The 20,277-nt window shown below is 65.7% G+C and carries 15 protein-coding genes and 1 pseudogene; 11 read left to right on the top strand and 5 right to left on the bottom strand.

The annotated features are described in order from the left end of the window. Window position 1 precedes the first annotated feature (1 nt). Together glcF and LZ585_RS00655 are read left to right on the top strand one after the other, a co-directional pair. Window positions 2-1,300, top strand: a complete 1,299-nt coding sequence (gene glcF, locus LZ585_RS00660; protein WP_234854486.1) for a glycolate oxidase subunit GlcF — start codon at window positions 2-4, stop codon at window positions 1,298-1,300. 115 nt (window positions 1,301-1,415) lie between these two features. Next, window positions 1,416-3,116 carry an ABC transporter ATP-binding protein gene (locus LZ585_RS00655; RefSeq protein ID WP_234854485.1) on the top strand — a complete coding sequence of 567 codons (1,701 nt, stop codon included), beginning with the start codon at window positions 1,416-1,418 and terminating at the stop codon, window positions 3,114-3,116. Here LZ585_RS00655 and LZ585_RS00650 read toward each other — a convergent pair. Beyond that, window positions 3,113-3,373: an SIP domain-containing protein gene (locus LZ585_RS00650; protein ID WP_234855867.1), complete on the bottom strand. Its 261-nt coding sequence runs from the start codon at window positions 3,371-3,373 to the stop codon at window positions 3,113-3,115. The two genes, LZ585_RS00655 and LZ585_RS00650, sit on opposite strands and share 4 nt — an antisense overlap. Window positions 3,374-3,490: 117 nt before the next feature. After that, a pseudogene (locus tag LZ585_RS14910) lies at window positions 3,491-3,556 on the bottom strand (hypothetical protein); the annotation flags it as partial. 508 nt (window positions 3,557-4,064) lie between these two features. Between LZ585_RS14910 and LZ585_RS00640 the strand changes: the two are divergent. After that, complete coding sequence (locus tag LZ585_RS00640) at window positions 4,065-4,958, top strand: helix-turn-helix domain-containing protein (RefSeq protein ID WP_234854484.1); 894 nt, start codon at window positions 4,065-4,067, stop codon at window positions 4,956-4,958. 6 nt (window positions 4,959-4,964) lie between these two features. Here LZ585_RS00640 and LZ585_RS00635 read toward each other — a convergent pair whose 3' ends face one another. Continuing rightward, the gene (locus tag LZ585_RS00635; protein WP_234854482.1) at window positions 4,965-7,082 is read right to left on the bottom strand and encodes a TonB-dependent siderophore receptor; all 2,118 of its coding nucleotides are present in this window, start codon (window positions 7,080-7,082) and stop codon (window positions 4,965-4,967) included. Between the two features lie 282 nt (window positions 7,083-7,364). Here LZ585_RS00635 and LZ585_RS00630 point away from each other — a divergent pair, with 282 nt between their 5' ends. The 5 genes from LZ585_RS00630 (at window position 7,365) to LZ585_RS00610 (ending at window position 13,338) form a co-directional block, all read left to right on the top strand. Continuing rightward, complete coding sequence (locus LZ585_RS00630) at window positions 7,365-8,351, top strand: iron-siderophore ABC transporter substrate-binding protein (protein WP_234854481.1); 987 nt, start codon at window positions 7,365-7,367, stop codon at window positions 8,349-8,351. Next, window positions 8,348-9,391: a FecCD family ABC transporter permease gene (locus LZ585_RS00625; RefSeq protein WP_390625084.1), complete on the top strand. Its 1,044-nt coding sequence runs from the start codon at window positions 8,348-8,350 to the stop codon at window positions 9,389-9,391. The genes LZ585_RS00630 and LZ585_RS00625 overlap by 4 nt, the downstream gene beginning before the upstream one ends. After that, window positions 9,388-10,416 (top strand): FecCD family ABC transporter permease, encoded by a 1,029-nt coding sequence (locus LZ585_RS00620; protein WP_234854480.1) that lies wholly within the window; start codon window positions 9,388-9,390, stop codon window positions 10,414-10,416. Before LZ585_RS00625 ends, LZ585_RS00620 begins: the two co-directional genes overlap by 4 nt. Next, on the top strand, window positions 10,413-11,216 hold the full coding sequence (locus LZ585_RS00615; protein ID WP_234854478.1) for an ABC transporter ATP-binding protein: 804 nt from the start codon (window positions 10,413-10,415) through the stop codon (window positions 11,214-11,216). Before LZ585_RS00620 ends, LZ585_RS00615 begins: the two co-directional genes overlap by 4 nt. A gap of 346 nt (window positions 11,217-11,562) precedes the next feature. After that, window positions 11,563-13,338 carry an SLC13 family permease gene (locus LZ585_RS00610; protein WP_234854477.1) on the top strand — a complete coding sequence of 592 codons (1,776 nt, stop codon included), beginning with the start codon at window positions 11,563-11,565 and terminating at the stop codon, window positions 13,336-13,338. Here the strand turns inward: LZ585_RS00610 and nhaA are convergent, their stop codons facing one another. Continuing rightward, entirely contained in the window at window positions 13,339-14,526 is a 1,188-nt protein-coding gene (gene nhaA / locus LZ585_RS00605; protein ID WP_234854475.1) for a Na+/H+ antiporter NhaA, read from the bottom strand. A gap of 112 nt (window positions 14,527-14,638) precedes the next feature. Continuing rightward, on the bottom strand, window positions 14,639-15,772 hold the full coding sequence (locus LZ585_RS00600; RefSeq protein ID WP_390625083.1) for an AI-2E family transporter: 1,134 nt from the start codon (window positions 15,770-15,772) through the stop codon (window positions 14,639-14,641). A 148-nt stretch (window positions 15,773-15,920) separates the two neighbouring features. Between LZ585_RS00600 and LZ585_RS00595 the strand changes: the two genes are divergently transcribed. The 3 genes from LZ585_RS00595 to cysN all read left to right on the top strand — a co-directional run bounded on the left by LZ585_RS00595 (window position 15,921) and on the right by cysN (window position 20,141). Next, window positions 15,921-17,174 carry an Hsp70 family protein gene (locus tag LZ585_RS00595; RefSeq protein WP_234854474.1) on the top strand — a complete coding sequence of 418 codons (1,254 nt, stop codon included), beginning with the start codon at window positions 15,921-15,923 and terminating at the stop codon, window positions 17,172-17,174. A 118-nt stretch (window positions 17,175-17,292) separates the two neighbouring features. Next, window positions 17,293-18,222, top strand: a complete 930-nt coding sequence (gene cysD, locus LZ585_RS00590) for a sulfate adenylyltransferase subunit CysD (RefSeq protein ID WP_234855864.1) — start codon at window positions 17,293-17,295, stop codon at window positions 18,220-18,222. Beyond that, the gene (cysN, locus tag LZ585_RS00585; protein WP_234854473.1) at window positions 18,222-20,141 is read left to right on the top strand and encodes a sulfate adenylyltransferase subunit CysN; all 1,920 of its coding nucleotides are present in this window, start codon (window positions 18,222-18,224) and stop codon (window positions 20,139-20,141) included. The genes cysD and cysN overlap by 1 nt, the downstream gene beginning before the upstream one ends. Window positions 20,142-20,277: the final 136 nt, after the last annotated feature.

The raw sequence follows: 20,277 nt of genomic DNA, 5'->3' as shown, positions 1-20,277 counted from the left end.
CATGCAGACAACCTTTACAGCCCAGCAATTGGCCGACCCGCTGACCGCGCGCAGCAATGACATCCTGCGCACCTGCGTCCATTGCGGCTTCTGCACCGCCACCTGCCCCACCTACAAGGTTCTGGGCGACGAACTGGACAGCCCGCGCGGACGGATCTACCTGATCAAGGACATGCTGGAAAACAGCCGCGTGCCGGATCCGAAGACCGTCCAGCACATCGACCGCTGCCTGTCCTGCCTGTCCTGCATGACCACCTGCCCGTCGGGTGTCCATTATATGCACCTGGTCGATCACGCACGGGACTATATCGAGGAAAACTATCGCCGCCCCCTGCCCGACCGGCTGCTGCGGTGGATGCTGGCGAAGATCCTGCCCTATCCCGGCCGATTCCGGCTGGCGCTGCGTGGCGCGAAACTGGGCCGCCCGTTCCGGCGCCTGATGCCAGACCCCCGGCTGCGGGCGATGCTGGACATGGCGCCGCGCGACATCCCGCGGCCCAGCCTGAACGACCGCCCGCAGGTCTTTTCGGCCCAAGGCACGCGCCGCAAGCGCGTGGCGCTGCTGGTGGGCTGCGCGCAAAGGGCGCTGAACACCGACATCAACGACGCCACCATCCGCCTGCTGCGCCGCCATGGCTGTGAGGTGGTGATCCCGAAGGGCCTCGGCTGCTGCGGCGCGCTGACCCACCACATGGGCCGCACAACCGAAAGCCATGCCTTTGCCGCGGCCAATATCCGCGCGCTGAAGGCGGAAATCGACGGCGACGGCCTGGACGCGGTGGTCATCAACACCTCGGGCTGCGGGACCACGGTCAAGGATTACGGCCATATGTTCGCAGGCGACCCGCTGGAAGCCGACGCCGCCCGCGTGGCAGCCCTGGCCCGGGACATCACCGAGGTCATGGCCGACCTGGGGCTGCAGGACGCCACCCATGCCCCGCCCCTGCGGGTCGGCTATCACGCCGCCTGTTCGTTGCAGCACGGCCAGGGGATCAAGGCCACGCCCAAGGAGTTGCTGGCGGATGCGGGCTTTGCCGTGCTGGAACCCAGGGACAGCCATATCTGCTGCGGATCGGCCGGCACCTATAACCTGATGCAGCCCGCGATCTCGGCCGAACTCAAGGCCCGCAAGGTCGCCACCCTGGAGGCCACTCGTCCCCAGGTCATCAGCGCGGGCAACATCGGCTGCATGATGCAGATCGGATCGGGCACGGGGGTTCCGGTTGTCCATACGGCGGAACTGCTGGACTGGGCGACCGGCGGTCCCAGGCCGCGGGCGCTGCCCGAGGACTTCGCCTGAGGCCGAGTTCTGGCGCTTGGCGGGCCATTGTGGCAAGAGGCGGATCGACGCCCGGGCGCCGGGCATGACAAGCCGCCGCCGCGTCCGGGCAAGACCCGCCTGAAGGAATCGCTCCATGCTGCGCCAGTTCTTTTCCTATTACCGGCCATTCATGGGACTGTTCTGGCTGGATTTCGGCTGCGCGGTGCTGTCGGGCCTTCTGGAACTGGCCTTTCCGCTGGCCGTGACCGCCTTTATCGACCACCTGCTGCCACAGGGCAACTGGACGCTGACCGTGGCAGCCGCCGTGGGCCTGCTGGCCTTGTATGCGGCCAATGCGGGCCTGCTGACGGTGGTGATCTATTGGGGCCACAAGCTGGGCATCAACATCGAGACGGAAATGCGCGCCCGCGCCTTCGACCACCTGACGCGCCTGTCCTGGCGGTGGTACGACCGCGCCCGCACCGGCAAGCTGATCGCGCGCGTGACCCGCGACCTGGAAGAAATCGGCGAGGTTGCCCATCACGGGCCCGAGGATGCCTTTATCGCGCTGATGACCTTTGTCGGGGCTTTCGCGCTGATGTTCTGGATCAACCCGCAGCTTGCGGTGATCGTGGCGCTGATCGTGCCCGCGATGCTGGCCCTGGTGATCGTCTATGGCGGGCGGATGACGCAGACCTGGCGGGCCATCTATTCCCGCGTGGGCGATTTCAACGTCCGGCTGGAGGAAGCCCTGGGCGGCGTCCGCGTCGTCCAGGCCTTCGGCAACGAGGCGCACGAGAACCACCTGTTCGCCGCCGACAACGCCCGCTATCGCCAGGCCAAGCTGGACGCCTATCGCGTGATGGCTACGTCGAACGCCCTGCAATACATGGGCCTGCGGCTGGTGCAGGTCATCGTGATGGTGATGGGCGCGGGCTTCGTGCTGTCGGGCGAACTGACCACCGGCGGCTTTGTGGGTTTCCTTCTGCTGGTCGGTGTCTTTTACCGTCCCCTGGAAAAGATCGCCGCCGTGATCGAAACCTATCCGCGCGGCATCGCGGGGTTTCGCCGGTATCAGGAACTGCTGGCGACGGATCCCGAAATCACCGATGCGCCGGACGCCGTCGAGGCGCCGGCCCTTCGCGGCGATATCCGCTTCGAGGGCGTGGGCTTTGCCTATGACGAAGGCCGCACGATCCTGGACGGCATCGACCTGGACGTGCGTGCCGGGGAAACGGTGGCCTTTGTCGGCCCGTCGGGCGCGGGCAAGACCACGCTTCTGGCGCTGCTGCCGCGATTTTACGAACCCACGCGGGGCCGGATCACCGTGGACGGGCTGGCGCTGTCCGCCCTGCGGCTGAACAGCCTGCGCCGCCAGATCGGGCTGGTCAGCCAGGACGTGTTCCTGTTCGGCGGCACCCTGCGCGAGAACATCGCCTATGGCCGGCTTGGCGCGACCGACGACGACGTGCGCCAGGCTGCAGCCCAGGCGCAACTGACAACGATGATCGAATCGCTGCCCGACGGGCTGGACACGGTCGTGGGCGAACGCGGCGTGATGCTGTCGGGCGGGCAGAAACAACGCGTGGCCATTGCGCGCGCCTTTCTGAAGAACCCCCCCATCCTGATCCTGGACGAGGCGACAAGCGCGCTCGACAGCCAGACCGAACGCGAGATCCAGCAGGCCCTTGATGCGCTTGCGGTGGGGCGCACGACTCTGGTCATCGCGCACCGGCTGGGCACGATCCGCAATGCCGACCGCATCGTGGTGATGAACGGGGGCCGCATCGCGGAAATCGGCAGCCATGCGGACCTGATCGCCCAGGGCGGGATCTATGCCCGGCTGGCGGCTTAGCCCCAATAGGCGGCGGACAGGAAATCCTTGCGGTCGATGCCGCGTTCGATCAGGTGCTTGCGGGCCTGGCGTGCCTGCGCCGCCTCGGCCGCGAACCAGACAAAGCTGCCTGAACCCAAGTCGGCCCCGGCCAAGGCCGCCAGCAGATCGTCGCAGCGCGCGACGCGCGGGTCGTCAGCCAACGGTCCCAGGTCGTGGCAAGCGGTCCGGATATGGGCCGTGACCTCGCCCGGGGCCAGATCCAGCATCCGGGTCATGGCCGGCAGCGCGGTTTCATCGCCGAACAGGTGCAGGCGTTCCGCGTCCGGGCACCATCCGCCGCCGGGCCCGATGATGCCGACCGTGCTGCCTTGCGGGCCGGACAGCGCCCAGTCGCAGGTCGGGCTGCCGGCATGGCGGAAGATGTCGAAATCCAGCCAGTCGTTCCCTTGGTCTGCCACGGTATAGACCGGCCGGTGCAGCGCATCCGCGCCGGCCGGCCATATCGCGCCGCATCCGGTCCTGTCAGGCGGACCCGGACAAAGCCCGGGGACTGCTGCGTTACCGACAGGACGCGCATCAGCGACAGGCCCGGCGCCAGGGCGCCCGCATCGACACGGTCCCAGCGGACCTCAAGCCCCGCTTCGGCAAAGAGTTCGGTCGCGCTGTCCTGCAGGCTGCCGATCAGCCGGGCCTCGGGGGCGGCCAGTTCGATGCGGACATCATTGCCGCCCGGCACCAGGCGCAATTCGCAGCCCCAGACAAACAGGCTCAGCGCCTCGGCAGTTTCCACAAGCGGCACGTCCCAGGCGGCGGCGCGGGCCTTCAAGGCCGCCGCAGCCGCGCCCGAGGCCATGGGAATGATGCCGGAATTCCGGTGGTTGCGCAGATGCGACATGGCGCGCCCCTTTCCATAATTGCAATTTTCATATACTGAACAAATTCAGTCAACAATACGAAAACGGATAGATGGGCTATCGCCATACCATGACCTGCTGCACCCAGGGCATCCGGCCCACGGTTCCGGTCCGCTGGCGGGGCCTGGACGGCATGGTCGGCGTTTATTGGCAGGCCGAGGGCGCGGCGGGCGCAAGGGGATATTACCTATCGCCCGACCCGCGCATCGTGTTCTTCCTGAATGACGTGTCGTCCCATATCCTGATGTCGAACTGCGATGCCGGGGTGGCGGCCCATGCCCGACCGATGATGCGCGCCCTGTATGTCCCGGCGGGCGTGCCGATCTGGTCCAGCTTCACCGCCGCGCATCGCTTTTCGCATCTGGATTTGCATATCCACCGCGACCGGCTGCTGCGCTTCCTGGGCCCCTCCATTGGCGCATCGGATGCGCTGTCCGTCCTGCGCCGCCCGGTCGAAACCCAGGACGTGCCCGCCCTGGCGACCCTGGTCCGGCTGCTGGTTGACGAGGTGTCGCAGCCCAGCCGCCATCCGGTATTTGCCGAAAGCCTGGTGGGCAGCATCGCCACGGGTCTGCTGGAGATCCCCGCCGAACGCCATGACCGCGCCTCGGGCGGGCTGGCGCCTGCGCAGATGCGCAAGCTGGCGGCGGCGCTGAAGGACCGGCAGGACCGCCGCATGACCGTGGCAGAGATGGCCGCGACCGTCGGTCTGTCGGAAAGCTGGTTCGCGGCGGTCTTCAAGCAGACCACCGGGCAGACACCCCTGCAATGGCAGTTGGGCCAGCGGATCGCCCTTGCCCAACACCTGCTGGCGCAAAGCGACCTGACCGTGGCCGATGTCGCGGCGCAACTGGGGTTTTCGGACCAGGCGCACCTGACACGCGCCTTTCGGCAGGTCGCGGGCGAAACACCCGCCGCGTGGCGGCGGATGCAGGCGCCGAGGTAAGGGGCCTTAGAAGCGGTGGCGCAGGGTCGCGGAAATCTCGCGGCCGGGGTTGTAGTAATCCGCCGTGCCACGCCCGACGACGTGCTGGTCGTCCAGCAGGTTGCTGACATTGACGGCCAGGCTGGTATTGTCCTGCACCTGGTAGCTGAAGGCCGCATCCAGCGTGGTCGACGCATCGGCCTTGCCCGTGGCGTTCGAGATCGCGAAGTAATACGACCCGATGTAGCGCGCGCCCAGGCCGAAGGTCATGTCGCCGCGGGTTTCGGTGCCCGGCAGGGTATAGTTCACCCACAGGGATGCCATGTGGTTCGGCACCTCGGAAAACTCGTTTCCTTCCACATCCGCGCCCCGGATTGGGTCCGACCGCAGCACTTCTGATTTCATGTAGGAATAGGACGCGATCACGTCCAGGTTGTTTGCCACTTCCGCCTTGCCTTCCAGGTCTATCCCGCGCACGCGCTGTTCGCCTACCAGTTCGCGCGTGATGTTGCCGTCTGGCTGGACCACAGCCACGGTGACGTTGTTCTTGCGCAGGTCATAGACCGAGGCCGAGAACAGCGCATTCGTTCCAAGCGGCTGATACTTAATGCCCAATTCGTATTGCTCGCCCCGTTCCGGTTCGACGCCGATGCCCGGAGGGGCCACGGATTCGACATAGCTGGCATAGGTCGAGATCTCGCTGTTGATCTTGTAAGTCAGCGCGCCACGGATCGAGGTTTCCGAGAATTCGTCGCTGGCGTTCACGCCGTTCAGCGTTTCCTCGATGTCCAGCCAGTCGTGGCGCAGACCGACTGTCGCGATGAAGCGGTCGTCGAAGGACAGGTTCTGCTGCAAGAACAGCGATTGCGTGCTGTAATCGTTGTCTCGCAATTCGTAAGGCGCTGCCAGACTGCCCGGCGCACCCGAATAGACCGGATTTGCGATGTCGATCGGGGTATAGGCCCCGAAGAACGGCGCGCTGGTGGTCGACGCGTCCCGGAATTCCAGTCCGGCCACGGTGCTGCTGTCGAAACGGTCAAAGCTGCGGTCATATTGCAGAATGACGTTGCCGATCAGTTCCTCGGCAGTGTTGTCGCCGCCGAAATACCAGCGGTCCACGACCGTGCCTGTCCGTGCCGGGCTGTCGGACAGATAGACATAGCCAAAGTCGCTTTTCAGATCGCTATAGCGCAGGTTCGCGCGCAGGTTCAGGCCATTGTCAAAGTCATGTTCGAACAGGCCAGTGATGCTGGCGCGCTCGACGTTCTGATAGTTGAAGTCAGGCTCGCCGAAGAACAGGTCGCGGTCGTATTCGCGGTCCAGCGGATAGCCGCCGCTGTTGGGGGTGTTCTCGCGCTTGAGGTAATCAGCGATCACGCTCAGCGTCGTGGCGGTGCTGGGCTGCCAGGACAGGCCGCCCATCAGGAAGCGGCTGTCGTTCCGCGAATGGTCATAGTCCCGTTCGCCGTCCTGCACCTTGCCCGTCACGCGATAGGCCAGCGTCCCTTCCGCGTTCAGCACGTCCCCCGCGTCGAACCCGTATTCCGCATTGCGCGGCGATCCCACGGATCCATACACCTCTCCGAACCGCTCGAAGCGCGGCTGCTTGGTCACGAAATTGATCGTGCCGCCTGGATCGGATGTGCCGAACAGCGTCGAGTTGCCGCCGCGGATCACCTCGGTCCGCTCGAAAGCATAGGGTTCCTCGCGCACGCTGCGCATGGATCCCAGGGTCAGCCCATCGCGATAGGTCGTGGCCTGGAACCCGCGGACCAGGAAGTATTCATTCCGGTCGTCCGTCCCGTAAAAGTCGGTGTGGATGCCGGCCGAATAGCTCAGCACTTCCTCCAGCGTGTCGGCGTCGCGGTCGCGGACTTCCTTTTCGGTGATGACGGACACCGATGCAGGGGTGTCCAGGATGCTGGTTGCCACCTTGCCGCCGGTCCACAGCTCCTGCGCGACAATCGAATTCGCGTCGTCGTCGGCCTGGCCGTCCGCATTGATCAGGATCGGAGACAGGCGATAAGGCGCATCCTCGGTCCCGGTTCCGGTGTCCTGCGCCCCGGCCGGGGATGCGATCAGCGCCGTGCAGCCCAGCAGAAGGGCAATCAGATTGCGGCCGCCATAAGAAACGTCATGTGCCAAGGTTCGAAGTCCCGCGTTTTTGTTTTTGCTGTTGGCTTCCGGGGATACCGGTGGCTTGCGATAGGGCAGACCTGCGGCCCCCTTGGCAGTTGGCCGCAGGATGGCGCTGGGTTGCGTTGGCGCGCGTCTTAATCCACGGGGCAAAGCTCGTCTTGTAGATTCCTACGGTTTTTGTCAGAATCCATGGAAATGTGCCGGGACGCGCCCGCGCCCGGTGCCCGAACGCCTTGACGGACCGGGGCGGTGCCGGGCAATCCGCACCTGACCGCGATTGGAGATCCGATGCCCACCCATCTTCGTCCGCTTGCCTTTCCCTTGGCCTGGTGTCTTGGCGCGGGCATCGCCCCGGCCCAGGAGGCGGCCTTTCCCGTCACCATCCCCCATGCCTTTGGCACCACCACGATCACGGAAAGGCCGCAGCGGGTGGCGACCGTCAATTCTGGCAACCACGAGGTTCCTCTGGCGCTTGGCATCGTGCCGGTGGGCATGGCCGCGGCAAATTACGGCGATGACGATGGCGACGGCGTCCTTCCCTGGGTCGAGGAAAGGCTGGCCGAGCTGGGCGCCGACACCCCCGTCCTTTTCGACGAAGGCGACGGCATCGACTTTGAAGGGGTTGCGGCGACCCGGCCCGACGTGATCCTGGCCGCCTATTCCGGCCTGAGCCAGGCCGATTACGACACCCTGTCACAGATCGCGCCGGTGGTGGCCTATCCCGACGGGGCATGGACGACCGAATGGCGGCAGATGATCCGCATGAACAGCGCGGGCATGGGCATGGCGGCGCAAGGCGATGCCCTGATCGCCCGCATGGATGCCCGGATCGCCGAGGCGGTCGCCCGCCACCCGCAGTTGGCGGGCAAGACCGCGATGTTCGTGACGCATCTGGACACCACGAACCTGTCCGTCATCAATTTCTACAGCGCCCATGACACGCGGGTGAAGTTCTTCGGGGATCTGGGCCTGTCGATGCCGGCAAGCGTGACGCAGGCGACGCAGCCCGGGCAGTTCTTCGGATCCATCAGCGCGGAACGGATCGATGCCTTTGACGACGTGGACATCGTCGTGACCTATGGCGGCCAGCCGTTGCTGGAGGCGATGCGCGCCGATCCCCTGTTCAGGCATATGCCCGCCGTTGCCAATGGCGCCATCGTAATGCTGAAGAACGACCCTGCGGGCAATGCCGCCAACCCCACGCCGCTGGGCTTGCCCTGGGTGCTTGACGATTACGCCGCCCTGCTGGCCGGGGCCGCGCAGAAATCCGAATGATGACCGGCACCGCCAGCCCCTTGCCGCGCGCCGCCGTTGCGCCCCGGTCGAACCCCGTCCGCGCGGTCTGGCTGGCCGCGATGCTGGGGCTGCTGGCGATGCTGTGTGCGCTGTCGGTGGCCGTTGGCACGCGGGACGTGGGCTTGGACGACATCGCCGCCGCGTTGCGGGGGCAAGTGGACACCATCGGCCAGGCGTCGGTGGCCGCGCGGATCCCGCGCACGGTTCTGGCCGCGCTTGCCGGGGCATCGCTTGGCCTTGCGGGGGCGATCATGCAGGGCGTGACGCGCAATCCGCTGGCCGATCCGGGGATTCTGGGGGTGAACCTGGGCGCGGCCCTGGCCGTCGCGGTGGCGGTGGCCTTTTTCGGGATCGCGTCCGCCCAGGCCTATATCTGGGTGGCCATCGGGGGCGCGGGGGCCACGGCGGTCTTTGTCTATGCCATCGGGTCTCTGGGACGCGGGGGGCCGACGCCGTTGAAGCTGGCGCTTGCGGGGGTCGCGACCTCGGTCGCGTTCCTGTCGCTGGTGCTGGCGATCATGCTGTCGCGGGGCGATGTCGCGGGGGGACTGCAATCCTGGCAGGTGGGCGGCGTGGGCGGCGCGACCTTTGCGCGCCTGGTTCCGGTGCTGCCTTTCCTGGCGGCGGGTCTTGCCATCAGCCTCGCCTGCGCGCGCAAGCTGAATTTGCTGGCCCTGGGGGACGAGATGGCTGCTGGCCTGGGTGAACGCGTGGCGGTTGCACGCGGGCTGGCCGCCCTGGGCGCGATCCTGTTATGCGGGGCGATCACGGCGGTCTGCGGGCCGATCGCCTTCGTGGGCCTGATCGTGCCGCATCTGTGCCGCGTTCTGGTGGGCGTGGATCACCGCTGGCTGCTGCCGTTCTCGGCCCTGGCGGGGGCGTGCCTGCTGATCGCGTCGGACATCGCGGGCCGCCTGATCGCCCGCCCCGGCGAACTGGATGTGGGCATCGTCACCGCCTTTGTCGGCGCGCCCTTCTTCATCTGGATCGTGCGCCGCGCCCGGGTGCGGGAATTATGACCTTTATCGACCTGATCGCCTCCGGCCGCCTGCGCCGCGCCAGGCGCCGCAGGGCGGTTGTCGGCGGGGCGCTGATCTTGCTGCTGGCCGGGTTTGCGCTGACGCTGATGCTGGGCCAGTCCTTTGTTTCCCCGCAAACCGTGCTGCGGGTTCTGGCAGGCGAGGACGTGCCCGGCCAATCCTTCACCGTGGGCCAGTTGCGGCTGCCTCGCGCGGTCCTGGCGGTACTTGCAGGCCTGTCCTTCGGCCTGGGGGGCGCCGCTTTCCAGATCATGCTGCGCAACCCGCTGGCCAGTCCCGACATCATCGGCATCAGCCGGGGGGCAAGTGCTGCGGCGGTTCTTGCCATCGTGGTCCTGGGACTCGACGGGCCGGTGGTGTCGATCTTCGCGGTCATCGCCGGGTTGGGCGTGGCGCTGCTGATCTATGGGCTGTCCTTCCAGGGGGGCGTGGCAGGCACGCGCCTGATCCTGGTCGGCATCGGCGTCTCGGCCATGCTGGACAGCTTCATCGCCTATGTCCTGACGAGCGCGCCGTCCTGGGATCTGGCCGAGGCGATGCGGTGGCTGACAGGCAGCGTGAACGGCGCGCAACTGTCCCAGGCCTTGCCGATGCTGGCGTCGCTGGCGGTCTTCGGCGGGCTGCTGGTCAGCCGCAGCCGCGACCTGGAATCGCTGCGCCTGGGCGACGATACGGCGGCCGCGCTTGGCACGAATGTCGCCGCCACGCGGATGCTGGTGATCCTGTCCGCAGTGGGCCTGATCGCGGTCGCCACCGCCATCACCGGCCCTGTGGCCTTTGTGGCCTTTCTGTCCGGCCCGATCGCCGCGCGCATCCTGGGCCCGAATGGATCGGTCCTGATCCCCTCGGGCCTCGTCGGGGCGCTTTTGGTGCTGGGGGGCGATTACATCGGCCAGTTCCTGCTGCCCACGCGCTTTCCCGTGGGGGTCGTCACCGGCGCCCTGGGCGCGCCCTACCTGATCTGGCTGATCGTGCGCGTGAACCGCGCCGGAGGATCCTTGTGAGCAATCATTCCCTTTCCGTCCATCGGCTTTCGGCGGGCTATGGCGACCGGACGATCCTGCAGGATCTGGACCTGGAGGTTCTGCCGGGACGGATCACCGCCATTGTCGGCGCCAATGCCTGCGGGAAATCGACCCTGCTGCGCACCATGTCGCGGCTGCTGTTCCCGCGCGCGGGCCGGGTGCTTCTGGACGGCAAGGCGATCCACCGCATGGCGCCCCGCCGCGTGGCGCAGGTGATGGGCCTGTTGCCGCAATCGCCCATCGCCCCCGAGGGCATCACCGTGGCCGATCTGGTCAGCCGGGGCCGCCATCCCCATCACGGGATCCTGTCGCGCTGGACGCGCGAGGACGACCAGGCCGTGGCCACCGCCCTGGAGGCCACCAAGACCCTGGACCTGGCCGAACGCGCCGTGGACGAGCTGTCGGGCGGGCAGCGCCAGCGGGTCTGGATCGCCATGGCGCTTGCGCAGGAAACGGATCTGCTGCTGCTGGACGAACCCACGACATTCCTGGACATCAGCCACCAGGTCGAGGTTCTGGATCTGCTGACCGACCTCAACCACCGGCGCGGGACCACGGTCGTGATGGTGCTGCACGACCTGAACCTGGCCGCGCGATACGCCGACCAACTGGTCGCCATGGCGGGCGGCACCCTGCACGCCCAGGGCGCCCCCGAGGATGTGCTGACCGAAAACACCGTTCGCGCGGTCTTCGGCCTGGACAGCCGGATCATCCCCGACCCCACCTCGGGACGGCCGATGATGCTGCCCATCGGACGGCACCGGATGGCGGCGGAATAGTGCGAGGGCGGAGGGCTTGCGCGCAGGGTCACGGCCTTTCCAGCAACAGATAAGCCGAACCCGCCGCCAACGGCTCTGACGCAATCGAAGGCGCGGCGAAGGGCTTTGACTGCTTCATTGCCGGGAATGGCAGCCTGGTCACGGCGGAAAACGGGAAAGGCACGCGCTTCCCTGCTTGCAATTTCAGAGTCTGTCACGGGAACCGGCCCACCCCCAGTCCAGGCCAAGCCAGCATGATCCCAGGCGAAAATTCTTGCTGTCCGCAGCGGGACGGCTGGCAACCAAATCCCCGCGCCGTCTGTTTTGCGACGGTCCCCTTGCGCAGGGGCGCAGGGAAGGGCTTTTCATGACACTACTGCAGATGCTTGCCTTCGCCATCGTCGGCGTGATGATGGTGTTGTTCATCTGGGGCAGGCTTCGCTATGACGTGGTGGCGATGCTGGCATTGCTGGCATCCCTGCTGGCGGGAACGGTCTCGCCCGACGAAGCATTCACCGGGTTCAGCGACGACATCGTCATCATCGTGGGCAGCGCCCTGGTGGTCAGCGCCGCCGTGTCCCGGTCCGGCATCATCGAGGCCGTGCTGCGCTGGCTGGTGCGCAAGTTCACGACCATGGGGGTGCAGCTTCTGGTGCTGGTCGGCACGGTCACGCTGTTGTCGTCGCTGGTCAAGAACATCGGCGCCCTGGCGATGATGATGCCCGCCGCCTTGAAGATGGCCAAGAAATCCGGCCAGTCGCCCTCGCTTTATCTGATGCCCATGTCCTTTGGATCGCTGCTGGGGGGACTCATTACCTTGGTCGGCACATCGCCCAACATCATCGTATCGGGGGTGCGCGAGGAGATGACCGGCCAGCCGTTCCGGATGTTCGATTTTGCCCCGGTGGGGCTGGGCCTATCCGCGGTGGGCGTCATCTTCCTGATGTTTGCCTGGCGGCTGCTGCCGTCCGACCGCCGCGCCACCGCATCCCTGGGCGAGGCGGTCAAGATCAGCGACTATAACACCGAGGCCACAGTCCCCGAGGGATCCGCCGCAGCCGGCCGCACCATTGGCGCGCTGATCGGCATGGCGGATGGCGAGATCACCATCACCGGCCTGATCCGGGGCGGCGAACGGCGCAAGGTGGTGCTGTTCGACACCGTGATCGAGCACGGCGACATCCTGCTGTTGCGAGGCGAACCCGACGGGATCGAACGCGCCGTCGCCCAGGGCGGGCTTGAACTGACAGGCCATGACGCGGCCTCGAAGCTGGAACTGCCAGCCAGCAAGATCGGGGTGATCGAGGCGGTGACGACCGTAACCTCCAGCCTGATCGGCAAGAGCGTCGGCAGCATCCGGCTGTTCGATGAACAAGGCATCAGCCTGCTGGCGGTGTCGCGGTCGGGCCACCGGATGACCGAACGGCTGTCCAAGACGCGGTTGCAGGCGGGCGATGTGCTGCTGCTGCAAGGCCCGGTAGAGCTGTTGCCCGAACGCATCCGGTCGCTGGGCCTGCTGCCCCTGGCCGAACGCCTCCTGCGCATCGGCAGCGTCAGAAAGGAACTGATGCCGATCCTGATCCTGGGTTCGGCAATGGGACTGACGGCCGCCGGAATCCTGCCAGTCGCCATCGCCTTTTTCGGCGCGGCGGTTCTGATGATCCTGTCCGGGGCGATCAGCCCGGAAGGCGCCTATGACGCGGTCGAATGGCCGCTGCTGATCATGCTGGGATCGCTGATCCCCGTCAGCGAGGCCCTGCAGACCACCGGCGGCACCGACCTGATCGGCGCCTGGCTGTCGGATGTGGCGACCGGGCTGCCGGTCTGGGGGGCGGTGGCGCTGATCATGGTCGCGGCCATGGCGGTGACGCCGTTCCTGAACAACGCGGCCACCGTCCTGGTGATGGCCCCCATCGCCGTGACCTTTGCGGGCACGCTGGGTTACGCGCCCGAGGCATTCCTGATGGCCGTCGCGGTGGGCGCGGGCTGCGATTTCCTGACGCCCATCGGGCATCAGTGCAACACCCTGGTCATGGGACCGGGGGGATACCGGTTCAGCGACTATCCCCGGCTGGGCCTGCCGCTGTCAATCCTGGTCGTGCTGACCGGGGTGCCGCTGATCCTGTCGGTCTGGCCAGTATGATCAGCGGGCCGGCTGCATCCGGCGCGGCGCCTCGCGTTTGGCAAAGCGCAGGACCGTATAGCCCGCAAGGCCCGAGATCAGAGACCCGATCAGGATGCCGATCTTGGCCTCGTCTTGCAGAAGCGGCTCGTTGAAGGCCAGAAGCGAGATGAACAGGCTCATGGTAAAGCCGATCCCGCACAAAAGGGTGGTGCCCAGCATCTGCATCCAGCTTGCGCCGACCGGCAGGTCGGCCCAGTCCAGCTTGACCAGGATGGTGACGGCCCCGAAGATCCCGACCAGCTTTCCGATGGACAGGCCAGCGGCAACGCCCAGGGTCACAGGGGCCACAAGTGCCTCCATCCCCAGTCCCGCGAAGCTGACCCCGGCATTGGCAAAGCCGAAGATTGGGATGATGACGAATGATACCGGCACGATCAGGGCATGTTCCAGCCGGTGCAGCGGGCTTTCTGATCCATGCGCCTCTGGCGTGGTGGGGGTGCGCTTCAACGGGATGGTCAGCGCCAGCATGACACCTGCGATGGTGGCATGGATTCCCGACTGCAAGACGAAAAACCACAGGACTGCGCCCATGATCAGATAGGGCGAAAGCCGCATCACGCCGGAAAGGTTCAACCCGGCCAAGACGGCCAAAACAACTGCCGAAAGGCCTAGATAAACAGGCGACACGTCGGCGGTATAGAACAGCCCGATCACGATCACCGCACCCAGATCGTCGATGATCGCCAGGGCCGCCAGAAACACCTTGAGCGATGTGGGCACCCGTGGTCCCAGCAGCGAAAGCACGCCCAACGCAAAGGCGATGTCAGTGGCCGACGGGATCGCCCAGCCATGCGTCGCCCCTGTGCCTGTGGTGAAGAACAGATAGACCAGGGCCGGAACCGCCATCCCTGCCGCCGCCGCGACACCGGGCAGGATCCGGCGCGGCCAGGACGACAGGTGGCCGTCCACCATTTCCCGTTTGATCTCCAGCCCGACCATCAGGAAGAACAGCGCCATCAACGCGTCGTTGATCCAGTGCGCCACCGACAGCGGCCCGACATAGGCGTGAAGGATGTCGAAATAGGCCTCTGACAGCGGCGAGTTGGCAACGATCAGCGCAAGCGCCGCCGAGGCCATCAGCAGCAGCCCCCCCGATGACCCGTTGTCCAGAAACTTGCGGATGGTGTTTTGAATGCGGCCTGCCATGAACAGCCCCCCTTTGTCAGAAACGGTTGCAACCAGTCTCCGTATTCAGGGGTCGTCCCTGGGCGCACGCAGCACACGCCATGGCGGGATCATATTCAGCCCGGGCGGCCAATCAAGGGGTTTGCGGATGTTCGCTGATCTCTCGCAGCCATTCGCGCCAGATCGCGACCAGCAGGGCCATCAGCACCGGACCCACGAACAGGCCCACGATGCCCATGGTCTTGACGCCCCCCACCAGCCCGAAGAACGTGGGTAGGAACGGCATCTTGACCGGCCCGCCGACCAGCACCGGGCGGATGGTCTTGTCCACAATGAACAGTTCGACCGACCCCCAGACGAACAGCAAGACGCCCGCCAGCGCCGATCCGCTGGCCACAAGGTAGATCGACACCAGCGTGAAACACAAAGGCGCGCCGCCGGGGATCAGCGCCAAGATGCCCGTGATGACGCCCAGCGTCACCGGCGAGGGCACGCCCGCGATCCAATAGGCGATGCCCAGCACCACCCCCTCGCCGATGGCGATCAGGGTCATGCCGGTGACCGTGGCGCTGATCGTCAGCGGCACCACGCGCGACAGCCGTTCCCAACGGCGCGGCAGGATGCGCGCGCCGATGATGTCGATCTGGCCCGCGATCTTGTGGCCGTCGCGATAGAACACGAACAACGCGATCAGCATGAACAGCAAATTCAGCGCCAGGTGAAAGGCGAGGTTTCCCGCCGCCAGCACGCTGCGATAGATGGAAGCGATGGTGTTTCCGCTGGTCAGTTGCACCAATTCCGCGATGGCGCCGGGCTGGCCGATATGGCGCGTCCATTGTTCGTCGATCCAGTCGCCGATGCGGGGCAGGCCGGTCATCCACAGGGGTGCGGGGGCGCCATTGGCATTCACCTCGAACACCCAGTAAATCCATTGCTGCAATTCGCGGAACGCATAAAGCAGCGCCATCGTGACGGGCACCACCAGGAACAGCACGATCACCAGAACGAACAGCGCCGCCGTGGTGGTGCGGTCGATCCCCAAGGCACGCTGCACGCTGCGCGACAGGGGCCAACTGGCGAATGCGATGATCGTCGCCGCCAGCACCGGCACCAGAAAGCCGTGAAAGAAATAGATCGCAGCGGCGATGATGAAGACCAGCAGCCAACGCGCGGCGGATATGTCGCTGATCAGCGGAAAGGGCATTGTCGCCGGATCGTCAGGGACCGGGGCGTGAGGCCGGGGCGTTGCGTGCTGTGGGTCGATCATGCCGTCGCGCCTGCCTTCCGGGTGGTTCGCCTTGCGTCCCCTGACTGTTGCATTGTTGATCGCGGCGTCAACCCGTCTTTCGGGCTTCTGCTTGCGGGCTTGTGTCGCATCGGATAGCCAGCCTGCCTTTCAGCCGGAAGGTCCAGCCATGACCAGCACGCTTGCCATCGACTTTGGAACCTCGAACACCGCCGTGGCGATCCTGGAGGGCGGGACGGTACGGCGCGTGCCGATCGAGGGGGGATCCGATACCCTGCCCACCGCCGTCTTCTTTCCCGCGCGCGGCGGCGCCATGCGCATCGGCGATGCCGCCGCACAGGCTTTGATCGGCGGCGAGGAAGGCCGTTACATGCGGGCGCTCAAAAGCGTTCTGGGCACGCCCTTGCTGCATGAATCGCGGCTCATCAGCGGCAAGCGGCGGACGCTGGCCGAGGTGATCGCCGCCTTCCTGGCCGAATTGCGCGCGCGGGCCGAAGCCGCGACCGGCCAGCCGCAGACCCGCGCCTTGTCAGGGCGTCCGGTGCGTTTCCATGCCGATCCTGTCCGCGACGCCCAGGCGGAATCCGATCTGCGTGCCTGCTATCATGCGGCGGGCTTCGATCATGTGGGCTTCATGCCCGAACCCGAGGCTGCGGCCCTGGCCTGCCACGGCATGGGGGCTGCGGGCCGGACCGGCCTGATCGTGGATATCGGCGGCGGCACCTCGGACTTTTCGGTGTATCGCACAGAAGGGGACGGGGTGCGGATCCTTGCCAGCCACGGCATCCGCCTGGGCGGGACGGATTTCGACGGCGCCCTGTCGCTGAGCCATGCCATGCCGCTGCTGGGCCACGGATCGCAGTTGCGTCGCGAGATGGGACCGGGCCTGCTGCCGGTGCCCAACGCGATCTATGCCGATCTGGCAACCTGGGCGCATATTCCCTTTGTCTATACCCCGGAAAACCGCAGGCTGGCCGCACAGATGGCGCGGCTGGCGGTGCAACCGGAGCAAATGGACCGGCTGGTCACGGTGCTGACGGACGAAACGGGCAACGACCTGGCCTTTGCCGTGGAACGCGGCAAGATTGCCGCGAACCGGGGGGACGACGCGCAGATCGGCATGGGCTTCATCCAGCCGCGCCTGGCGGCGCCGATCTGCGGCCGGTCGCTGGCGGACGCATTGCAGGGGTTCGGCACGGATCTGGAAAGGGCCGTCGCGGAAACGCTGGTGCGGGCGGGGATCGCCGGGCGCGACATTGGTGATGTGGTGCTGGTGGGCGGGTCCAGCCTGATGCGCCTGGTCACGAATCTGACGGCGCGCTGCCTGCCCGATGCCCGCCTGCACCGGTCCGAGGCCTTTACCGCCGTGGTCGATGGCCTGGCCTTGGCCACGGCGGCGGAACAGCGTTCCGGGGAAGGTTGAATCCGCAGGAAACTTGGGTTTTTCCGCATTCCAAACTTGCATCTTGCCCCCTGCTGAAGGATAGCGGATCAGCCTGACCTGGCAGATGCCTGCCCGTGACGAACCGAAAGCCGATGCCATGAACAGCCAATCAGATACCCCGATCGCCCCGGCAACCCTGACGCATTTGCAACGCCTGGAAGCTGAAAGCATCCATATCATGCGAGAGGTTGTGGCAAACGCCGAAAACCCGGTGATGCTGTATTCGGTGGGCAAGGATTCGGCCTGCATGCTGCATCTGGCGCGCAAGGCCTTTTTTCCGGCCCCCCCGCCCTTTCCTCTGCTGCACGTGGACACGACCTGGAAATTCCGCGCGATGTACGACCTGCGCGACAAGGCTGCCAAGGCGGCAGGCATGGACTTGATCGTCCATCAGAATCCCGAGGCATTGGCGCAAGGCATCAACCCCTTTGACCACGGCCCCCTGCACACCGACATGTGGAAGACCGAGGGGCTGAAACAGGCGCTGACGAAATACAATTTCGACGTGGCCTTCGGCGGCGCGCGCCGTGACGAGGAAAAATCGCGCGCCAAGGAACGCATCTTTTCCTTCCGCTCTGCCAACCACCGTTGGGATCCCAAGAACCAGCGGCCGGAACTGTGGAAGCTGTTCAACACCCGCAAAGCCAAGGACGAATCCATCCGGGTGTTCCCGTTGTCTAACTGGACCGAACTGGACATCTGGCAATACATCCACCTGGAGAATATCGACATCGTTCCGCTGTATTTCAGCGAACCGCGCCCGGTCGTGGAACGCGACGGGCTGCTGATCATGGTCGATGACGACCGTATGCCCCTGAAGGATGGGGAACAGCCGCAGATGCGCTCGGTCCGGTTCCGCACGCTGGGCTGCTATCCCTTGACCGGGGCGGTGGAATCCAGTGCCCGCACCCTGCCCGAGGTGATCCAGGAAATGCTGCTGACCACCACGTCCGAACGCCAGGGCCGCGCCATCGACAAGGACCAGGCAGCGTCCATGGAGAAGAAGAAGCAAGAGGGGTATTTCTGATGACCGCGCATGCCCAGGATCCCGTCTATGTCACCGATGCCCTGATCGCCCAGGACATCGACGCCTATCTTGTGAAGCACCAGCACAAGACCATGCTGCGCTTCATCACCTGCGGATCGGTCGATGACGGCAAATCGACGCTGATCGGGCGGCTGCTTTACGACAGCAAGATGATCTTCGAGGATCAACTGGCGTCGCTGGAATACGACAGCAAGGTATCGGGCACCCAAGGTGGAGACATCGATTTTGCCCTGCTGGTCGATGGATTGGCGGCCGAACGCGAACAGGGCATCACCATCGACGTGGCCTATCGCTTCTTCGCCACCGACAAGCGCAAGTTCATCGTGGCCGACACCCCGGGCCATGAACAATACACCCGCAACATGGTCACGGGCGCCTCCACCGCCGATCTGGCGGTGATCCTGATCGACGCGCGCCAGGGCGTGCTGACCCAGACGCGGCGCCACAGCTATCTGGTGAACCTGCTGGGCATCCGCAATGTGGTGCTGGCCGTCAACAAGATGGACCTGGTCGATTACTCGGCCGAGCGGTTCTATGAAATTGTCAGCGACTACAGCCACTTTGCCAAGCAGATCGGCTTGGAAAGCTTTCTGCCGATCCCGATTTCGGGCCTGAAGGGCGACAACATCGTCACGCAAAGCCCCGAAATGGCCTGGTACCAGGGCCCGACCCTGCTGGGCCATCTGGAAGACGCGCCGATCAGCGACACCCGCATGCAGGACCGCCCGTTCCGCATGGCGGTGCAATGGGTGAACCGCCCGCATCTGGATTTCCGCGGCTTTGCGGGCCAGATCAGCGCGGGCCTTGTCCATCCGGGCGATCCGGTCCGCGTCCTGCCCTCGGGCAAGACCACGACCGTCAAGTCCATCGCCACCTTTGACGGCGACCTGACCCAGGCCGTCGCAGGCCAATCCGTGACCCTGACCTTTTCCGACGAGATCGACTGTTCGCGCGGCGATGTGATCGTGCGCGCCGACGCGCCCTGCGAGGTCGCAGACCAGTTCGAGGCAACCCTGGTCTGGATGGACGAGGCCGAGATGCTGCCGGGCCGCCCCTATCTGCTCAAGATCGGGACGCAGACCGTCAGCGCCACCATTACCGAGCCGAAATACGAGGTGAACGTCAACACGACCGAGCATCTGGCCAGCAAGACGCTGGGCCTGAATGCCATCGGCGTGGTCAACATCTCGACCGACCGGCCTGTCCCGTTCGAGGCTTATGGCGACAACCCGGACCTGGGCGGCTTTATCCTGATCGACCGGATGACCAATGCCACCATCGCCGCCGGGATGCTGCATTTCGCGCTGCGCCGGTCGCAGAACATCCACTGGCAATCGACCGACATCAACCGCGACGCCCATGCCGCCCAGAAGAACCAGCGGGCCAGGGTCGTCTGGTTCACCGGCCTGTCGGGGTCGGGCAAATCGACCATCGCCAATATCGTCGAACGCAAGCTGCACGCGATGGGCAAGCATACCTTCCTGCTGGACGGCGACAACGTGCGCCACGGGCTGAACCGCGACCTGGGCTTTACCGACGCCGACCGCGTCGAAAACGTCCGCCGCGTGGGGGAGGTTGCAAAACTGATGTCTGACGCAGGCCTGATCGTGCTGACGGCCTTCATTTCGCCCTTCCGGTCCGAACGGCGGATGGTGCGCGACATGATGGCGGCGGGCGAGTTCATCGAGGTTTATGTCGATACCCCGTTGGAGGTGGCCGAGGCGCGTGACGTGAAGGGCCTGTATAAAAAGGCGCGGGCGGGCCAGCTGAAGAACTTCACCGGCATCGACAGCCCCTATGAGGCCCCCGAACAGGCCGAACTGGTCGTCAACACGGCGTCGCTGTCCCCCGAAGATGCCGCAGACCGGGTGATCCAGGCGATCCTGTCCCAAGGCTGAGCCGGCGATCCCGGCCGACGGCATCGCCAGGGCATCCGGCATCAGCACTGCGCCATAGGCCGCAGGATTCCTGTGTCCCGGCAGGACCAGTGACGCACGTTTTCCCGGTGCTGGATGTATGATGCTGATCCGCTGC

The sequence above is a fragment of the Paracoccus everestensis genome (assembly GCF_021491915.1).
Classification (GTDB): Bacteria; Pseudomonadota; Alphaproteobacteria; order Rhodobacterales; family Rhodobacteraceae; genus Paracoccus; species Paracoccus everestensis.
The sequence above is the reverse complement of the archived record's forward strand: the minus strand, read 5'-3'. Positions and strand labels throughout refer to the sequence as shown.

Coding starts and splice junctions, on each gene's coding strand:
- glcF (WP_234854486.1), top strand. CDS start 2: ATGCAGACAACCTTTACAGCCCAGCAATTGGCCGACCCGCTGACCGCG.
- LZ585_RS00655 (WP_234854485.1), top strand. CDS start 1,416: ATGCTGCGCCAGTTCTTTTCCTATTACCGGCCATTCATGGGACTGTTC.
- LZ585_RS00650 (WP_234855867.1), bottom strand. CDS start 3,373: ATGACCCGGATGCTGGATCTGGCCCCGGGCGAGGTCACGGCCCATATC.
- LZ585_RS00640 (WP_234854484.1), top strand. CDS start 4,065: ATGGGCTATCGCCATACCATGACCTGCTGCACCCAGGGCATCCGGCCC.
- LZ585_RS00630 (WP_234854481.1), top strand. CDS start 7,365: ATGCCCACCCATCTTCGTCCGCTTGCCTTTCCCTTGGCCTGGTGTCTT.
- LZ585_RS00625 (WP_390625084.1), top strand. CDS start 8,348: ATGATGACCGGCACCGCCAGCCCCTTGCCGCGCGCCGCCGTTGCGCCC.
- LZ585_RS00620 (WP_234854480.1), top strand. CDS start 9,388: ATGACCTTTATCGACCTGATCGCCTCCGGCCGCCTGCGCCGCGCCAGG.
- LZ585_RS00610 (WP_234854477.1), top strand. CDS start 11,563: ATGACACTACTGCAGATGCTTGCCTTCGCCATCGTCGGCGTGATGATG.
- nhaA (WP_234854475.1), bottom strand. CDS start 14,526: ATGGCAGGCCGCATTCAAAACACCATCCGCAAGTTTCTGGACAACGGG.
- LZ585_RS00600 (WP_390625083.1), bottom strand. CDS start 15,772: ATGATCGACCCACAGCACGCAACGCCCCGGCCTCACGCCCCGGTCCCT.
- LZ585_RS00595 (WP_234854474.1), top strand. CDS start 15,921: ATGACCAGCACGCTTGCCATCGACTTTGGAACCTCGAACACCGCCGTG.
- cysD (WP_234855864.1), top strand. CDS start 17,293: ATGAACAGCCAATCAGATACCCCGATCGCCCCGGCAACCCTGACGCAT.
- cysN (WP_234854473.1), top strand. CDS start 18,222: ATGACCGCGCATGCCCAGGATCCCGTCTATGTCACCGATGCCCTGATC.